Origin of the sequence: Tepidamorphus gemmatus, from assembly GCF_004346195.1 — a bacterium.
In the GTDB taxonomy this organism is placed as follows: domain Bacteria; phylum Pseudomonadota; class Alphaproteobacteria; order Rhizobiales; family Tepidamorphaceae; genus Tepidamorphus; species Tepidamorphus gemmatus.
Map to the genome: position 1 here is coordinate 127,761 of NZ_SMAK01000002.1, position 15,420 is coordinate 143,180.

Consider the following 15,420-nt stretch of genomic DNA (forward strand, 5'->3'; position numbering starts at 1 on the left):
GACGCACCGCTGTTCCCGCCGACATCCCGGAGCGAATGAAACCGCACGAACTCGATGGCTGCCGGAGCGATACGCCCGGGCTCAATAGGACTGCAACAGCCATGCATTGCCCGCCTGAAAAAGGTCCAGCCCGTCCTCGGCGAGTCGACGCGGCAGGTCGTCGAGCCGACCCGAATACCACAATACCACGTTGGCGGCGGAGGCCTCCATGCCTTCGACCGCCAGACCGGTGACCCATTTCGAGCGTTCCAGCCGCTGCCTCAGCTGCGTCCACCCGTCGGGTCCGGCGAACAATACCCGTACCGGCATGCTCGAGTCGATGCCGATGGTGACGCCTGCGCGTCGGGCGATGGCGGCCTTCCAGCGGCCCGACAGCGCCGCCGCCACCCGGCCGGCCGCGCCGGCGAATCCGCCGTCACCTATCTCCATCGTCAGGTCGATCGCGCCGGCCCCGTCCTCGCCTCTGAGACCGAGCAGCATTGCCGATGTCGAGGACTCGGTGTCCAGGCGGGCAACGACCACGCCCTGGGCGCGATAGCGGATGCGGAGCTCCTGCAGCGCGATGCGGTCGCCGGCAATGATCCGGTCGAGATCGGCCTGCCGGTCGTAACGCGAATTGCGTGGGAGGACGACCGGCGTCAGCCCCTCCTCCATTCCCGCCGCCCGCAGTGCCTGCGCCCAGACCTCGGCCGCCTCCCAGGCGCGCGGCACGCCATTCTCGAACAGGATCGGCACCAGCAGGATCAGTGGCGCGGGAACATCCGCCACGCCAAGTTGGTGTCGCGCGAGATATCCGCGCACCAGAAGCGGCGAGAAGAGGAGGTTCACCTCCGCCGCATACCCCGTCCGCCCGATTGTCTCCGCCGCGATCTCGATCGTCGAGATCAGCTTTTCCGCCTCAACCGCATCGATATCGGCGGCGCGCTCGGTTTCCGCGCCGACGGCAATCCGCCCGATTACCCTGGCCGCGCCGATCCGCGCGGCCTCGGCCATCGCTTCTGCCTTCGCAGCAACAGCGTCGGCTGCCGAGGCGCTGACGCGAAGGTTGCGTACCATGTAGGGATCGAACTCCGCGCGTGCCGAGCTCGCAGCGATCAGCGCCGAAACCCCCACGGCGAGGCTCAGGGCAATGGAGGCGAAGGTCGAATCGGCGCGGTGCATGGCGACTGGCATCGTGGCGACGCCACCGGGCGGCGCAAGTCCACCAGTTCCTGTCCGCGCTCAGACAGATTTGAGACGGGTTGAATGAGAGGAGGGGTTCTCCGAAGCTCGGGATGCTCAGGCTCGAGATACAGGAAACCCCATGCAGGTTTTTGGCCTGCCCGGCGACATTATCAGAATCGGCAAGCTTGCGTCGCGGATCGCGGCGAAGTCCCCAGATAACGAAGCCGCGATCCGCTGACGCCGCAGTCGCCCGCTGGCGGCAGGCGCTGGCCGACGAGCTGACCGCCGATCAGGCCGCCGAGGCGGTCGGCGTGCCGCATTCGACACTGTATCGCTGGCAAGAGCGGCCGGAACGGCGCTCAAGGCGCCCCAAGCGAACCCGGCCCAAGACGTGGATGCCGGCCCTCGTCGAAGCGGTCGAGAGCTTGCGCCTCGATCATCCGATGTGGGGCAAGGCCAAGCTCGGCCCGCCCCTGCGCCGCCAGGGCTTTGCGGTCTCCGACGCCACCGTCGGTCGCATCATCGCCCACCTGATCGCGCGCGGCCGGGTCGCCCCGGTGCCGACCCTGCGACGGCGCAAGGGTCGGGGCCCCCGTCAGTGGCGGCGCAAACACGCCCAGCGCCTGCCCAGGGGTCTCGACCGCAGGCGCTGAGAACGGGCCGGCGCTGGGCCTGGTCCGAGGTTGCCCGGGCATGTGCGCCTCGTTCGGCATCGCCGCGAGCCCTGCAGCCGCGGCGTCGATCCGCTCGGTCGGGCGGGCGACCGGTTCGAGCAGCCCGCGGCCGGGATCCTGGGCGAGGTCCGGAACTCCAGCTTGGCGATCCTCGGCGACCTTCGCCGGGCGCGGCAGGTCGGCGATGTCCCCGGGCGCCGTACGACCGGATACGCAGGGATGCGACGGCAGCGCGGTCACGGCCTCCGCAGGCCGCCTCACGAGCCGTTTCCGCATCCCGAATGCGACGGCACGGGCGGCCGGTCGGCGGTTTCCGGTTCGGCGAAGCGCGACACGTCCCGGCCCGAACCGCCGACGGCATTGCTGCTGGCCTGGCCCATCCACCCGATCGCGATGACGGGCGGATCATATCTCACCAGCCATCCAAGCGATTCAGGTTGTCACCGAAACGCATTGCGGCCCGGGGGACAACAGACCGCGGCTACCTGCCGAACAGGAGGTCGGGCAGAAAGAGAACAAGGCCGGGCAGGAAGATCATAGCCAGCACGACCAGCGTCACCGCGATCAGCATGGGAACCGCTTCGCGGCTGTATTCCCCCAGCGGCACCTTGAGGATCGAGCAGACGGCATACATCGCCGCCCCGACCGGCGGCGTGAAGTTGCCGATGGTGGCCGCGATGATGAAGACCATGCCGAAATGCACCGGGTCGCCGCCAAGCGACCGGATCAGCGGCAGGAAGATCGGCGTCAGCATGATGATCAGCACCGTCGCATCGATGAAGAACCCGGCCGCGATCACGGTCAGAACGATCAGGATCATCACCAGCTGCAAATTGTCGGTCAGCCCGATCATGGCATTGGCAATGGTCTCGGGAACGCGTTCGAACACGATGCCGTAGGAAAAGATCGCCGACAGGGCGATCAGGAACATCACCGACCCGATGTCGGTCAGGCTGCCCTCCAGCGCCTCGGCGGTGCTGCGCCGGTCAAGGCGGCGATGGACAATGAAACCAAGGAATGCCGCATAGACCACAGCGAAGGCGCCGATCTCGGACGGCGTGAACACCCCCATCCGTAGCCCTACCAGCAGCAGCACCGGAAACAGCAGCGCCAAGGCCCCGCCCCGCCAGGCGGCAAGGTGAGCGCGCAGCGGCATCCCCTCGCTGCGTTCGGGGACAAAGCCGCGGCGCAGCGCGACAAGCCAGATCGTCAGCGCAAGGCCGAGCCACAGCATGGCGGCCGGCACGAAACCGGCGGCGAACAGGCGCCCGATCGACACCTGTCCGATCGAACCGTAGAGGATCATGCCGATGCCCGGCGGAATGATCGGGGTCAGGATCGCGCCGAAGGCGAGCACGGCGGCAGCGAAGGGGCGCGGCAGCCCCCGGCGGGACATCTCGTCGCCGAGCATCCGCGCCTGCATCGACGCATCCGCGATGGCCGAACCCGAAACCCCGCCCATCAGCGCCGACAGTGTGACTGACACCTGCGCAAGCCCGCCGCGCATCCGTCCGGTCAAGGCCGAGGCGACGTTCAGCAGGCGCTCGGATACGCCGGCACCGTTCATCAGGTTGCCGGCGAGGATGAACAGCGGGATCGCCAGAAGGGCGAAGTTCTGGGTCTGCGAAACGGTGACCTGGACCGGTATCGTCGACGGCAGTTCGGGGTGCTGGATGAAGAACACCGTGCCGGCCATGCCGATGGCGAAGGCCAGCGGCATGCCCATCAGCATCAGCACGACGAAGGTGGCGACGACGAGGATCATCCCCGCCTACCTTCCGAAGGGTCGTCGGATCGGGCCTCGCGCAGCAGGGCCACGATCTTGGTTCCGGTGGTCAGAAGCAGCAGCGTGGCACCCACGGGCAGGCTCATCGTCACCCACGAATAGCTGATCCAGGGGATGCCCTGGAAGCTGCGCGCGCTGGACAGGATCGCCAACCGGGTTCCCGCCCAAATGACGTAGATCAGGAAGAAGCAGATCAACACGAGGTTGACGAGCCTCAGCCAGCGCCGCGCCGGCGCCTCCAGCCGGCCCGCGATGACGTCGATGCTCAACAGCGAGTCGCGTCTCCAGGCCACGTCGGCGGCCAGAAACGCCGCCCAGGCGAAGAAGCAGGTGGCAAAGTCTGTGGTCCAGTTCAGGGGGTGGCGCACCATCCGCGCCACCCCGCCGACGAAGATCAGAACCGCCATCGCAACCAGAAGCACCGCGGCCAGCACGGCCTCGGTCCGTCCGAGGGCACGCAACACGGCGTCAAGGCGTCCTCGCCCTCGGGTCGTTGCGGCAGCCATCCGGGTCATCGGCTACCGGCTGGCCATCTCGGCGCGGACCTGTTCGACCGCCTCGGTCAGACCCAGCTTGGCATAGGCCGCCTTGCCCGCCTCGCGGAAGGCGTCCAGATCGACATCCTCGACCACTTCCATGCCCATCTCCTGCACCGTGGCCTTGGCCTTGGCCGTCGCCTCGGCGATCACGGCCGAGGTTTCCTGACCGGCGGCGCGGCACTCCTCGACCAGGGCGGTCTGGTAGTCGGCCGGCAGCTTGTTGAACCAGGCCGAACTGACAACCTGGAAGTTGACCAGCAGTATGTGCTTGGTCTCGTTGGCATATTTCAGCACTTCGAACAGCTTGCCGGCGGTGATGTTGGGGTAGACCAGCTCCGCTCCGTCAATGGCGCGCTGCTGAAGCCCAGGATAGACTTCGCCAAAGGCCATCGCCACCGGCTCGGCCCCGAGAGCGCGGATCGATTCCTGCCAGATCGGCGCGGGAGGGGTGCGTATGCGCTGACCGGCCAGGTCGGCGGGGCTGCGGATCGGCTTCATGGTGAAGAAGTTGCGGAACCCCTGGACCCAGTCGAAGCAGACCACCTTGAGCCCGTGGTCATCGGCCAGTTCCTGCAGCCATTTCTGGATTGTCGGCAATTCGGTCAAGGCAAACACCTCGTCCATGCTCGACACGAAGTAGGGGCCGTTGATGATCGCGATCCCCGGCACGTAGTTGCCCAGCCGGGCGGAGTCGGTGTTTTGGCCGATGTTCGCGCCCTGCCGGATCTGCTCGATGATGTCCTCCTCGACGCCCAGCTGGGCGCTGTGGAACACTTCCATCTTCAGGCCGCCATTGGTGCGCTTGTTCACGCGTTCGGCCCAATTCAGGAAGCCCTGGTGGAAAGGTTCGGACGGGCCGAGAACGTGGTTGAAGCGCAGTGTGAATTCCTGCGCCGTGGCGGGCAGCGCGGCCGCCCACAGGGCGGTCGCCGCGAGGGCGGCGGTCACGGTTCTGGCCAGTGGCATGTCTTCCTCCATCGTTGCGTTGGATATTGTTGTGTCTGATCCGGTACCGGTGCCCGGCACCGGCTTCGCAGGCTTTGCGCGCTTCTGTGTGACGCGCTTGTCTTCATGGCTGCTTCTCCGCCACGGATGAAACCGGAATGGGCGGTGTCAGGCCGTAGGTCCGCGCCAGCTGCACGAAGGCGGCCGCTGTCGCCGGGTCGATCGGGATCCCGTCCCGCATGCGCCGGTCGCGCTCCGCCCATTCCCGGTCGCCGGGGGCGAGAACCCGGGCGCCCGGCAGCGGGCGCGACTGGCGCAGTGCGGCAAGGTAGCGGGCCATGCCGGCCAGGAAGACCTCCGCCGGCAGGAAGGCGCCAGGGTCGATGGCAAGCACGAAGGCGCCCATCTCGCGCGGGCTGGACAGGTCGGGGCCGGCCATCGGCAGGATTTCCGGGCTGATCCGCATTCCGGTCAAGACGGCGCTCAGTATTTCGGACAGGCCCGCAAGGCCAGCGCCCTTGTAGCCGTAGGGGCCGCCCAGCGGGGCCAGCATCGAGGCGCGTTCGGGGTCGGTGGTTGCGCTGCCATCCTCGGCAGCGGCCACGCCCGGGTCCAGCGGCCGGCCGAGGCTGCGGTGCAGCTGTACCCGGTTGTAGGTTATCGCACTCGTCGCCATGTCCAGCAGCCACGGCTCGCCCCCGGCGACGGGCGCCGCGACGGCCAGCGGATTGGTGCCGTGGAACCGCTCCGCGCCGTCGTGGAGGCTCACGAAACTATCGGAGTTGCAGGTGGCAAGGCCGATCAGGCCGCGCTCCGCCGCGGCAAGGGCGTAGGCCCCGGCTGGGCCGAAATGGGACGAGTTGCGAATGGCCACCGCGCCCGTGCCGTGGCTCCCCGCCAGCCGAACCGCGTGATCCATTGCGGTATAGGCGGCCAGTGCACCATGCCCGTGCCCGGCATCAAGCACTGCCGTCGCCCCGACCTCCCTGACCAGACGAAGAGTTGGCGCCGGATTCACGCGACCGCCCTTCAGGGCGGCGACGTAATGTGCCAGCAGCCGGATGCCATGGCTGTCGACCCCCAGGCACGACCCGTGCATCATCGCACGGGTGGCCGCCTCGGCGGTCGCCGCGTCGGCGCCGGCGCGGCTCAGGACATCGATGCTGAAGGCACGAAGGGCACCCGCCTCGGCGCACAGGACGGCTTCGTCCTCGGGATGCGAATTATGCACCGTCAAAGCGTCTGCCCCCCGTCGATGATCAGCAGTTGGCCGGTCATGAAAGCGGCCTCGTCGCTGGCCAGGAACAGGGCCGCCGCGGCCATCTCGGCGGCGGTGCCCAGGCGCCCCATCGGCTGCCTCGCGACAAAGGCGCGCCGCGCCGCCTCGGGGTCCGCGCTGGATCGTATGCGTTCCTCCAGCGACGGCGTGTCGGTGGTTCCCGGGCACAGGGCATTGCACCGCACGCCATCGCCGATGGCTTCCCGGGCGACACCCTTGGTCAGCCCGATCAGTGCGGCCTTGGACGCGCCGTAGGCGGCGCGCCGGTCAACCCCGGCAACGCTCGACGCCACCGAGGCGACGTTGACGATCGCCCCGCGGCGTCGCGCCGCCATGCCCGGCAGCACGGCGCGAATGGCACGGAACGCCGCGGTGACGTTGACCGCGAGTCCATACTCCCAGTCTTCATCGCTGCACTCGGTGATCCTGCCGTCGAATACCCAGCCGGCACAGTTGACCAGGATGTCTATCGCGCCGGCTGAAGCGATCGCGGATTCCAGAGCGGGCCCGTCAGTGACGTCCAGTTCCACCGGCACGATCGCCGCATTGGCCGCAGCAAGCGTTGCCAACTTGGATGCGGTTCGGCTGACCGCCATGACCCGCGCGCCTTCGGTGGCGAAGGTCAGCGCGATCTCGCGTCCGATCCCCTGGCCCGCACCCGTGACGAATGCTGTCCTTCCTGCAAGCCGCCCGGCCAAGACCCGCCTCCGGTTCCCTGGCGGCCAACCGCCGCCGCCTCGATTCGTATAGAGTATACATTGTGCCGAGTATAGTGCATACTTTATCCAAAGTATAGTGCATACTTTGTACGGAACCCTGGCGAACACGCCCGTGGCCGGGCGGAACCGAAGTTGAGGCAACATGGACGGATTGTTCGACCTGACAGGAAAGACCGCGCTGGTGATCGGTGGCAGCGACGGCATCGGGCGGGAACTCGCGCAGGGCCTGGCGGGCGCCGGCGCCGCGGTCCTGCTGTCCGGGCGTGACCCGGAACGCCTGCGCATGGCAGCGGATCTGCTGCCCGCCCGCAGCACGGGGCCGACAACCTACGCCTGTGACGCACGCGACGTCGGGCAGCTTTCCAGGCTCTGCGCCGCGGTTTGGGCCGATCACGGGCGCATCGACATTCTCGTCAACTGCCAGGGCGTGACCGCGATCAAGCCGGCGCTGGACATCTCCGAACCCGAATACGACGCGATCCTCGACACCAATCTCAAGAGCACGTTCTTCGCCTGCACGCGGTTCGGGGCCCGCATGATCGCCGCGGGTGGCGGCACCATCATCAACATCGCCTCGCTGGCGGCCCATACCGGCTGGGACCAGGCCGCCGCCTACAGCGCCAGCAAGTGGGGGGTGGTCGGCCTGACCAAGAGCCTGGCGTGGGAATGGGGTGAACTGGGGGTGCGGGTGAATGCCATCGCCCCCGGATTCTTCCTGACCGATCTCAACCGCGACCGCATGTCCGCCGACCGCAAGGCGCGTGCGGGCCGACGAGCGGCAATGCGCCGGATGGGAGAATTGCGGGAACTGGTGGGTGCCGCTATCTATCTCGCATCGCCGGCCTCGGGCTTTGTCACCGGATCCGTGCTGTGCGTCGATGGCGGTTACCTCGCATCCGGCATCTAGGGACACGTGATTTGAAGTCGGAAAGGCAACGGGCAACCGGTGGCGTGGGGCGTGCCACCCCCCTTTACCAACAGGCAACCGACCTGTTGTCGGCGCAGATCGTCAGCGGCGAGATTCCGGCCGGGAGCCTGCTGCAGGAAACCCGGCTTGCGTCTGATCTGGGGATCAGCCGCGCTCCCGCACGCCGGACCCTCGCCCTGCTGGCCGAACGCGGCCTGCTCGCGAAACGGCCCGGACGCGGCTATGTCGTCGCCGCTCCGCCGGGGCGGGTCCAGCCGGGCGCGGCCGCTCACCCGGTCGCGGCCCGCGCGCCCGAACGTCCGCTGGTGGCGCTTGCGGCTTGGGAGACCATCCTCGCCGAGGTCGAAAGCCAGATCGTCGCGCGCATTCCCTTCGGAAACTGGCGCCTGAAGGAGGCAGACCTGGCGCGGCATTTCGCTGTCAGCCGCACGGTGGCTCGCGACGTGCTGGGGCGGTTGCAGCAACGCGGACTGGTCCGCAAGGACGAGCGTTCGCACTGGTTCGCGCCGGCGCTGACCCCCGATCGCATCGTCGATCTCTACGAGATGCGCGCGCTGTTGGAACCGGTCGCGCTGGCCAAGGCGGCGCCGCTCATTCCTGCGATGGAAGTCTCCGCGGTCCGGGCGCGGCTGATCGAGGCGCTGGAACGTGACAGCGCCGAAATCGACGGCAATCTGCTGGACCGGCTCGAGGCCGATCTGCATGTCGGTCTGCTGGGCTACTGCCCTAACCGCGAGATGATCCGCTCGATCACCCATCACCAGTCGCTGCTGATCGCACACGGCTTTCTCTACCGCTGGACCCGGACGATGTTCGACCGCGAACCCTTCCTGCCGGAGCATTTCGAGATCGTCGACCGGCTCGCCCGCGGCGACGGCGACGGCGCCGCGCGGGCGCTGGGCGACCACCTGCGCATGTCGTCGGACCGGGCGATCGCCCGGGTGGCCCATGTCTCGGGCCGGTTTGCGGCCGAACCCCTGCCATACCTCGAGCGGATATCGGACTGATCGAGCCGAGGTCTCGCGCACCTGCGTTCCGGAACAGCGATCCCCTAAGGCAGGCCAATCGAGTGTTGGCAATCCGTCCGACCTGACGCGCCCCGACCTCAGTCAGCTCCCAACGGCGATCGAGCCCCGGAAGAGGTCTTAAATCCCCGAGCGACAGATCGGCAGTGCGGTTCATACGTGTCTGCTTTCGGTTGGAGGGAAGGCGCTGGAGATGATGTTGCCGAGCGCCGACTGAACTGATGCGGGTTTGCCGGAGGCTGCCAACCTTAGGTAGGTGGAGCGATCATCAGCAAGACGACGAACAGGTTTTCTGCCGAGGTGCGCGCCCGAGCGGTTCGGTCGCGCTGGGCAGCAGTGTCCCCGATCGCGGCAAAGATAGGCTGCACGGCGCAGTCGCTCAATGAGTGGGTGAAGACGACAGCAGCGACAAGGCCGCCTCCTGTCCGCTCGATCAGGTCAATCGCCAGTTCCACGCACCGGCACCGAACTGGCTCTGGGCCTCCGACTTCACCTGTGTCGCCACCTGGGTCGGCTTCGTCTACGTCGCCTTCGTCATCGACGCCTATGCCCGCCGGATCGCCGGCTGGCGGGCGAGCCGAACGGCGCAGACGGGCTTCGTCCTCGATGCCCTGGAACAGGCGATTCCTGATCGGCGCCCGTTGCATGGCGGCAGGCTGTTTCACACAGCGACAGGGGAAGCCAACGCCAATGTGACAGCCACTTCTTCAACGACCCCACGGGTCATAGGGGAGAGAAGGCGAGCGGCCGCAGGACGACGCGTGACGCGGAAACGAGGGGGGCCGAGGGGACCGGGTCATCCTGCCGGGGGAGCAGCGTCACGACCCGGGCGTCGCCGCCAGAAACAGGCAGCCATTCCGCGACCGCAGATCCGTCCGCGGCCCCGACCAGCAGGGCGGCGCACGGCCCGGTGAAGAGCGGCGATCCGGCCGGTCGGGCCGGCCGGACCTCGCGACGCCGCGCCAACGCCGCGTCGTAGGCCGGCGATGACCGTCGCAGCCGGAAGAACCTGTTCTCCTGCTCTTCGACGAGGGCGAACGCCTTCGGGATGAAGCCCGCCACCCAGCCCTCCTCACGGGCGAGCGCGGCGCGTGCCGCCTCGCGTTCGGCCCAGTCGGCGTAGACCCAAAGATGATGGATGACGTTCAGCGTGCCCGTCTCGGCCAGCCAGTAGCCCATCAGCGGCAGGTGCCGCGTGACGAGCGGCAGCCCTTGATCGGCGAGCAGCGAAAGATACGCATTGGCCGCGCCGGGTTTCAGCCTGTAGGTGCGCCATTCGTGGATCATCGGGACCTCCACCCGACAAATTTGCCGGCCGTGGGCGGGACGGGAAATGGACCGACCGCGTCAATCATTGGACAAACGTTTGCGCCGGAAGGCGCCGGTCCGGGATCATTCCGCGGAGCGCCGCGCCTCCCTGCGGAACGCGCCCGGCGCGATGCCGACGCGCTGCGTGAAGAAGCGGTTGAAATAGGCCGGGTCGTCGAAGCCGATCATGTGCGCGATCTGCGCGACGCTGTTCTCGCTGTAGACGAGATGGCGCTTGGCCTCGATCACGATGCGTTCGTGAAGCAGGTCGGAGGCCGTCTTGCCTGCCCGGCTCTTGCAGGCAGCGTTGAGCCGCGCCCGCGTCACCGCCAGCGCTTCGGCGTAGAAGCCGAGGCTCCGCTGATCCCTGAAATGGCTTTCGAGCAGCGCCCGATAGCGCACGAGCAGGTCGTAGTCGCGGTTTGGCGCGGCGATGCCGCCGTCGTCGCGGCTGATGCTGAGGCGCAGGATCATCACGAGGATACGCATGCATTGCGCCATAATCACCGTACGCCGGCCGGGCGCAGACCAGATGAACTCGCGGTGCAGCCAGGTGAACGTGTCCTCCACGGCGGCGGTGTTGAGGCCGGTGCCGGCGAGCGGATAGACGCCCGGGCGGGCGACGGCGACATCGAGGCGGGCGTCGCCTGCCGCGGCCCTCCTCAGGCATCCCAAGGAGGCGGTGACCACATAGCCGTCGGTCCCAGCGAGAAAGTTGATCTGGTGGACGATGCCGGCTGGAATGACGATCACCGCGGGCGGTTCGATCGGGAGAGCTTTCTCCTCCATCCGGATGACCCCGCCGCCCTCGCGCACCAGAAGCACCTGCGTGTGGTCGGGGTGCGAATGCGGACTGATTCTCCAATAGTTGGCGCCGCTGCGCTCGCGGATCGCCTCGATGTGGAGGAAGTCGAGCTCGACGTCCTCGCCTTGATCGCCATAGAGATAGTAGCGTGGGATCGGCTCGCCACGCATGTCTGGCATCCCCCGGTCTGCCCTTCCTCCCGGAACCACCCGAAACCGATTGTGCAAGAAATGGACGCCAGCGTCCATTGGTCGCCGGACCGCTCTGACGTTAGCCTCTGCACCCGCAACGGACAGGGGAGGAAGGCATGGACCGGTGCGGGTGCGAGGTTCTCGTGATCGGTTCCGGCGCGGGCGGGCTTGCCACCGCAATCACCGCGCGGAGGCACGGGCTGTCCGTGCTCGTCATCGAGAAGGAACCGCTGTTCGGCGGCACGACCGCGCTTTCGGGCGGCGTACTGTGGATCCCGGGCAACCGCCACGGCAAGGCGAACAATCCTTCGGACACGCGCGATGCGGCGCGTGCCTATCTCAAGGCGGAGACCGGCAACTGGTTCGACGAGGCAGCGATCGACGCCTTCCTCGATGCCGGGCCGGCGATGCTCGACTGGTTCGAGCGCGAAACGGAAGTGAAGTTCGTGCCGACGCTCTACCCCGACTACCACCCGACGGTGGACGGCGGCGTGGACGTCGGCCGCTCGGTGCTCGCCGCTCCGTTCGACACGAGTGTGCTCGGGGAGAACCTCAAGCGCCTGCGGCCGCCGCTCTCGACGATCACCTTCATGGGCATGATGTTCAACTCGTCGAACGCGGACATCAGGCACTTCTTCAACACGACGAAGTCGCTGACCTCGTTCGCCTACGTGACGAAGCGCCTGATCGCCCATGCCGGCGAGGTGCTCCGCTACGGACGCGGCGTGCAGGTGACCAGCGGCAACGCGCTCGTGGCGAGGCTCGCCAAGACCTGCTTCGACCTCGGCATCGAGATCCGCACCGAAACTCCCGCGCTCAGGCTGATCCGCGAGGACGGCCGGGTCTGCGGCGTCGAGACGGGCGGGAAGACACCGGGGCGGCTCCTCGCGTCGAAGGGCGTGGTGCTTGCCTGCGGCGGCTACGCCCAGGACCTCGCGCGGCGGGCCGGCATCTACGCGCATCTCAAGGCGGGCGGCGCGCACCACTCGCCCGTGCCCGACGGCAACACCGGCGACGGCATCCGCCTCGCCGAGGAGGTAGGCGGCGCCTTCGAGGCACGGTACCCGCAGCCGGCGGCCTGGATACCGGTGAGCCGCGTGCCGGACAAGGGCATCTTCCCGCACCTGCTCGACCGCTACAAGCCAGGCGTGATCGCTGTGCTTTCCGACGGCCGCCGCTTCACCAACGAGAGCGAAAGCTATCACGACGTCGGCGCCGCCATGATCGCCTCGGGCGAAGCCTCTGCCTGGCTGATCTGCGACAGCCGCACGATCCGCAAGTACGGCCTCGGCCACGCCAAGCCGGCGCCGATGCCGCTGAGGCCGTGGACGCGGAGCGGATATCTCAAGACCGGGCACACGCTGGCGGAGCTCGCGCGCGCCTGCGGCATCGACGCAGCGGGTCTGGAGGCTACGGTCGAGACGTTCAACCGCGGTGCCCGCCATGGCCGCGACGAGCAGTTCCACCGCGGCGAGACGTCATTCAACCGCTATCTTGCCGACCCCGACCACAAGCCCAATCCCGCGGTGGCTCCCGTCGAGAAGGCGCCGTTCTATGCGGTCAAGCTCGAGATGGGCGACCTCGGCACCTTCGACGGGCTGCAGACGACGGTGGCGGGCGAAGTGCTTGACCGCAGGGGAGAGGTCATTCCTGGTCTGTTCGCCGTCGGCAACGACCGCGCCTCGATCATGGGCGGCAACTATCCCGGCGCGGGCATCACGCTCGGGCCAGCCATGACGTTCGGCTGGCTCACCGGCCGCTATCTCGCCGGGATCGCCCCCGGCACATCCACGGAGAAGACTGCATGAGCTGGCTGGGTCTTGAGGGAAGGACCGCCGTGGTCACCGGCGCGGGCGGCGGCATCGGCCAGGCCGTTTCTGCCGCGCTGGCGGCGGAGGGCGTGCGCGTCGTGCTGCTCGACCGCGACATTGCGCGCGCCGAGGACCTGGCTACCGCGCTCGGCGGCGCCGCCGTCGCGCTGCGCTGCGAACTGACCGAGCCCGAGCAGCTCGCCGAAGCCGCCGCGCGGGTCGAGGCCGAGGGCGGCGCCGACATCCTCGTCAATTCGGCGGCGATCCTGCGACCCGGCACGCTCGACACGCTCGCCGAGGCGGACTGGTCGGCGATGCTGGCGGTGAACCTGACGGGGAGCCTCGCCGCCTCACAGGCCTTCGGCCGGGGCATGCTGGCACGCGGCCGCGGCTCCATAGTCCACATCGCGTCGATCGCGGCCAGCCAACCGCAGCCGGCGAGCGGCGCCTATTCGGCGTCGAAGGCGGCGCTGGCGATGCTGTCGCGGCAGCTCGCCTACGAGTGGGGTCCGCGCGGGGTGCGCTCGAACTGTGTCAGCCCTGGGCTCGTGATGACGCCGATGTCGGCGGCCTTCTATGCCGATCCCGAGGTCAGGGCGAAGCGGGAATCGATGGTGCCGCTGCGCCGCATCGCGACGCCGGAGGACGTGGCTGACGTCACGCTCTTTCTTGCGTCCGACCGCGCCTCCTATATCACCGGCCAGGAGATGGTGGTGGACGGCGGCCTGTCGCAGAGCCTGATGGGGCTGGTGCCGAGGCCCGGCTATGCGTGAGGCGCTGGTCACCGGCGGGCGCCCGCCCGGATCAGGCCGCGTCCTCGATGTGGCCGCCGAGGAAGAGTTGTCCGACGCGCGGATCGGCGAGGAGCTTGTCGGCCCGGTCGTGCATGCGCGTCTGGCCGAGCTCAAGCACCAGGCCATAGTCCGACACGGCGAGCGCTGCCTTGGCGTTCTGCTCCACCATCAGGATGGTCACGCCCTGGTCGCGCAGGCGGATGAGGGTCTGGAACACCTCCTGCACGAGGTTGGGCGACAGGCCGATCGACGGCTCGTCGATCAGCAGCAGCTTGGGATCGAGAAGCAGCGCGCGGGCGACCTCGAGCTGCTTCTGCTGGCCGCCGGACAGCTCGATCGCCTTCTGGTCGCGCCGCTCGCGCAGCATCGGAAACTGGTCCATGACCTCCTCGATGCGGCGACGCACCTTGGCCTGGTCTTTCGAGGTGATGCCGCCGAGCTCGAGATTGTGAAATACCGAGAGCTGCGGCACGACGTTGCGCCCCTGCGGCACGTAGGTGACGCCGCGCGCGATCATCTCGGCCGGCTTGCGGCGCGTCACGTCCTCGCCCTCGAGCAGGATCTGGCCGGAATGGATTGTGAGTAGGCCGAAGATGGCCTTGAACACTGTCGACTTGCCGGCCCCGTTCGGCCCGATGATGGTGGTGATCGACGCCCTCGGGATTTCGAAGCTGGTGCCGTTCAGGATCGTGATGCGGCCGTAGCCGCCGGTCACGTTCTTCAGTTCCAGCATGTCAGCCCCCCAGATAGGCGTCGATGACGGTCTGGTTCGTCCGGATTTCCTCCGGTCTTCCTTCGGCGATCACCTCGCCCTGCGCGAGCACGATGATGCGTGTGCACATCGACATGACGAACTCCATGTTGTGCTCGATCACGACGAAGGTCGTGCCGTGCTCGCAGTTGTAGGTCATCAACCGTTCCTTCAGATGCGCGAGCATGGTCAGGTTAACCCCGCCCGCCGGCTCGTCGAGCAGGACGATGTCGGGGCCGGCCATGAAGGCCATCGCCGCGTCGACCAGCTTCTGTTGGCCGTAGGAAAGCGAGCCGGCCTCGGTGTCGCGGTAGGGGGTCAGGCGGAAGAACTCGATCAGCTGCTCCGCCTTCTTCGTCAGCCCGGCATCGCTCGGGCCGAACAGCCGCGACAGCATCGTGCCCTCGTGCTCTTGGCCGGCGAGGATGACGTTGTCGAGCACCGTCATCTTCGGGAACACCGAGAGCTGCTGGAAGGTGCGGCCGACGCCCATCAGCGACAGGTCTGCCGGGCGGACGCCGTCCGTCGACCTGCCCTTGATCTCGCAGTGGCCCGAGCTCGGCCTGAGCTGGCCGAGGATGCAGTTGAACAGCGTCGACTTGCCCGAGCCATTGGGGCCGATCAGACCGAGGATCTCGCCCCTCTTCACGTCGAAGCTGACATTGTTGACGGCGCGGATGCCGCCGAACTGCTTCGACATG

The 15,420-nt window shown here is 67.9% G+C and carries 16 protein-coding genes and 1 pseudogene; 5 read left to right on the plus strand and 12 right to left on the minus strand.

The annotated features are described in order from the left end of the window. Window positions 1-81: 81 nt before the first annotated feature. From EDC22_RS03495 to EDC22_RS03525, 7 genes are all read right to left on the minus strand, one after another. Window positions 82-1,161: a DUF2066 domain-containing protein gene (locus EDC22_RS03495; protein ID WP_165926774.1), complete on the minus strand. Its 1,080-nt coding sequence runs from the start codon at window positions 1,159-1,161 to the stop codon at window positions 82-84. A gap of 362 nt (window positions 1,162-1,523) precedes the next feature. After that, complete coding sequence (locus EDC22_RS17875; RefSeq protein ID WP_165926775.1) at window positions 1,524-2,078, minus strand: hypothetical protein; 555 nt, start codon at window positions 2,076-2,078, stop codon at window positions 1,524-1,526. Window positions 2,079-2,319: 241 nt separating this feature from the next. Beyond that, window positions 2,320-3,603, minus strand: a complete 1,284-nt coding sequence (locus EDC22_RS03505) for a TRAP transporter large permease (RefSeq protein ID WP_132805231.1) — start codon at window positions 3,601-3,603, stop codon at window positions 2,320-2,322. After that, window positions 3,600-4,088: a TRAP transporter small permease gene (locus EDC22_RS03510; protein WP_245499614.1), complete on the minus strand. Its 489-nt coding sequence runs from the start codon at window positions 4,086-4,088 to the stop codon at window positions 3,600-3,602. Before EDC22_RS03510 ends, EDC22_RS03505 begins: the two co-directional genes overlap by 4 nt. Window positions 4,089-4,142: 54 nt before the next feature. Then, window positions 4,143-5,141 (minus strand): C4-dicarboxylate TRAP transporter substrate-binding protein, encoded by a 999-nt coding sequence (locus EDC22_RS03515; RefSeq protein ID WP_245499615.1) that lies wholly within the window; start codon window positions 5,139-5,141, stop codon window positions 4,143-4,145. Between the two features lie 91 nt (window positions 5,142-5,232). Beyond that, a complete protein-coding gene (locus EDC22_RS03520; protein ID WP_425385506.1) occupies window positions 5,233-6,345 on the minus strand; it encodes an Ldh family oxidoreductase in 1,113 nt (370 codons plus the stop codon). After that, complete coding sequence (locus EDC22_RS03525) at window positions 6,342-7,085, minus strand: SDR family oxidoreductase (RefSeq protein ID WP_132805587.1); 744 nt, start codon at window positions 7,083-7,085, stop codon at window positions 6,342-6,344. Before EDC22_RS03525 ends, EDC22_RS03520 begins: the two co-directional genes overlap by 4 nt. Before the next feature lie 163 nt (window positions 7,086-7,248). On the opposite strand from EDC22_RS03525, the gene EDC22_RS03530 reads away from it, so the two are divergent. Both EDC22_RS03530 and EDC22_RS03535 read left to right on the plus strand, forming a co-directional pair. Further along, on the plus strand, window positions 7,249-8,013 hold the full coding sequence (locus tag EDC22_RS03530; RefSeq protein ID WP_132805233.1) for an SDR family NAD(P)-dependent oxidoreductase: 765 nt from the start codon (window positions 7,249-7,251) through the stop codon (window positions 8,011-8,013). 44 nt (window positions 8,014-8,057) lie between these two features. Beyond that, window positions 8,058-9,041: a GntR family transcriptional regulator gene (locus EDC22_RS03535; RefSeq protein ID WP_281048262.1), complete on the plus strand. Its 984-nt coding sequence runs from the start codon at window positions 8,058-8,060 to the stop codon at window positions 9,039-9,041. Between the two features lie 266 nt (window positions 9,042-9,307). Here the strand turns inward: EDC22_RS03535 and EDC22_RS17880 are convergent, their stop codons facing one another. Next, window positions 9,308-9,514 (minus strand): hypothetical protein, encoded by a 207-nt coding sequence (locus EDC22_RS17880; protein ID WP_165926763.1) that lies wholly within the window; start codon window positions 9,512-9,514, stop codon window positions 9,308-9,310. Here EDC22_RS17880 and EDC22_RS03540 point away from each other — a divergent pair. Next, window positions 9,464-9,744, plus strand: a pseudogene (locus tag EDC22_RS03540) (DDE-type integrase/transposase/recombinase); the annotation flags it as partial. The gene EDC22_RS17880 and the pseudogene EDC22_RS03540 overlap by 51 nt on opposite strands. A 38-nt stretch (window positions 9,745-9,782) precedes the next feature. Here EDC22_RS03540 and EDC22_RS03545 read toward each other — a convergent pair. After that, on the minus strand, window positions 9,783-10,346 hold the full coding sequence (locus EDC22_RS03545; protein WP_132805235.1) for an NIPSNAP family protein: 564 nt from the start codon (window positions 10,344-10,346) through the stop codon (window positions 9,783-9,785). A gap of 105 nt (window positions 10,347-10,451) precedes the next feature. Then, entirely contained in the window at window positions 10,452-11,342 is an 891-nt protein-coding gene (locus tag EDC22_RS03550; RefSeq protein ID WP_207903686.1) for a helix-turn-helix domain-containing protein, read from the minus strand. Between the two features lie 137 nt (window positions 11,343-11,479). Between EDC22_RS03550 and EDC22_RS03555 the strand changes: the two genes are divergently transcribed. Then, entirely contained in the window at window positions 11,480-13,171 is a 1,692-nt protein-coding gene (locus EDC22_RS03555; protein ID WP_132805237.1) for an FAD-dependent oxidoreductase, read from the plus strand. Continuing rightward, window positions 13,168-13,947: an SDR family NAD(P)-dependent oxidoreductase gene (locus EDC22_RS03560; RefSeq protein WP_132805238.1), complete on the plus strand. Its 780-nt coding sequence runs from the start codon at window positions 13,168-13,170 to the stop codon at window positions 13,945-13,947. The genes EDC22_RS03555 and EDC22_RS03560 overlap by 4 nt, the downstream gene beginning before the upstream one ends. 31 nt (window positions 13,948-13,978) lie before the next feature. On the opposite strand, the gene EDC22_RS03565 is transcribed toward EDC22_RS03560, so the two are convergent. Together EDC22_RS03565 and EDC22_RS03570 are read right to left on the minus strand one after the other, a co-directional pair. Next, window positions 13,979-14,701: an ABC transporter ATP-binding protein gene (locus tag EDC22_RS03565; RefSeq protein ID WP_132805239.1), complete on the minus strand. Its 723-nt coding sequence runs from the start codon at window positions 14,699-14,701 to the stop codon at window positions 13,979-13,981. Between the two features lies 1 nt (window position 14,702). Beyond that, window positions 14,703-15,419, minus strand: a complete 717-nt coding sequence (locus EDC22_RS03570) for an ABC transporter ATP-binding protein (RefSeq protein ID WP_207903699.1) — start codon at window positions 15,417-15,419, stop codon at window positions 14,703-14,705. Between the last annotated feature and the right edge of the window lies 1 nt (window position 15,420).

Bases quoted from the DNA above. Each gene is read 5' to 3' on its own strand.
- EDC22_RS03505 (WP_132805231.1), bottom strand. From the start codon at position 3,603: ATGATCCTCGTCGTCGCCACCTTCGTCGTGCTGATGCTGATGGGCATG.
- EDC22_RS03565 (WP_132805239.1), bottom strand. From the start codon at position 14,701: ATGCTGGAACTGAAGAACGTGACCGGCGGCTACGGCCGCATCACGATC.
- EDC22_RS03555 (WP_132805237.1), top strand. From the start codon at position 11,480: ATGGACCGGTGCGGGTGCGAGGTTCTCGTGATCGGTTCCGGCGCGGGC.
- EDC22_RS03530 (WP_132805233.1), top strand. From the start codon at position 7,249: ATGGACGGATTGTTCGACCTGACAGGAAAGACCGCGCTGGTGATCGGT.
- EDC22_RS03495 (WP_165926774.1), bottom strand. From the start codon at position 1,161: ATGCACCGCGCCGATTCGACCTTCGCCTCCATTGCCCTGAGCCTCGCC.
- EDC22_RS03545 (WP_132805235.1), bottom strand. From the start codon at position 10,346: ATGATCCACGAATGGCGCACCTACAGGCTGAAACCCGGCGCGGCCAAT.
- EDC22_RS03570 (WP_207903699.1), bottom strand. From the start codon at position 15,419: ATGTCGAAGCAGTTCGGCGGCATCCGCGCCGTCAACAATGTCAGCTTC.
- EDC22_RS03515 (WP_245499615.1), bottom strand. From the start codon at position 5,141: ATGGAGGAAGACATGCCACTGGCCAGAACCGTGACCGCCGCCCTCGCG.
- EDC22_RS03560 (WP_132805238.1), top strand. From the start codon at position 13,168: ATGAGCTGGCTGGGTCTTGAGGGAAGGACCGCCGTGGTCACCGGCGCG.
- EDC22_RS03550 (WP_207903686.1), bottom strand. From the start codon at position 11,342: ATGCGTGGCGAGCCGATCCCACGCTACTATCTCTATGGCGATCAAGGC.